The sequence below is a fragment of the Mesorhizobium sp. M0601 genome (assembly GCF_040320845.1).
In the GTDB taxonomy this organism is placed as follows: Bacteria; Pseudomonadota; Alphaproteobacteria; order Rhizobiales; family Rhizobiaceae; genus Mesorhizobium.
The window spans coordinates 1-870 of record NZ_JAMYQK010000129.1 but is presented as its reverse complement, the minus strand read 5'-3'; the positions used below and the strand labels follow the sequence as shown (position 1 = coordinate 870).

Annotated in this window: 1 pseudogene; it reads right to left on the bottom strand. The window is 65.4% G+C overall.

Annotation, left to right across the window (positions count from 1 at the left end):
• Positions 1 to 138: 138 nt before the first annotated feature.
• A pseudogene (locus tag NKI41_RS33210) lies at positions 139 to 870 on the bottom strand (transposase); the annotation flags it as partial.

Genomic DNA, 870 nt, shown 5'->3' with positions numbered 1-870 from the left:
GCCTGAAGCGGCGATGTGGCCGCTGTTGGGCGCTTTTCCGCGAACCTCGTCAGGCGCCGGCGGTGATCCGTCGTGATGGCAGGTGGGGTTTGCAGGTTGCGGTCGGCGGGTTCGTTTCGGGGCGTCTGCGCCCCATGGTTATGTCGCGAGCCGCGGAATGCGATCGAGGACGATGCGCAGGATGCGTTGGTCGGGGCAGGATGTCGGCAGGTGCAGGCGGATTTGCGTCTTCATCTCGACCACCCGCGCAGCGATCTTGATGAGGCGCAAACGCAGCGTGTCGAATTGCGCGACGGCAAAGCTGGAGCGTTTCGGCATCGCAGCGCGCAGGCCCCACATGAGCCAGTAGGCGCCGGCATGCAGGAACAGCCGGAACTGGTTGGCCGTCGCTCTTGTGCAGGACGTTCGGTCGGCGGCGAGAGATGCGTCTTCCAGGACTTGATGTGGTTCTCGGCCGCTCCGCGCCGGCAGTAGACATCCTCGTAGAGCGCCTTGGCCTTTCCACCGGCGAGGTTGGTGACGATGAAGCGGGTGTCAGCACCTTGGGCGCCGACCTCGACCCGCGTTATGATGCGCTCGACGCGGCTCCAGCTGGCGGCGCCATCCAAGAACTCCTTGAACCTGCGGACCTTGTTCGTCTTCGGTGACGCTTCAAAGCGCGCCGTCGTGCGGGCTTCCAGGTCCGCGACATGCTTGCGCAGGGTCGTGGTGGGCGGTACGCCGAGGATGAAGTCGACATCGTTGGCGCGGCACCAGTCGATGATCGCGCGGATCTCAGCCCCACTTGGCCGCTTGGCCGGTCGCAGGACAGCAGCCACGAACCGGCCGTCGCCATCGAACACAACGATCGGCTGGAAGCCGTACTCGTCG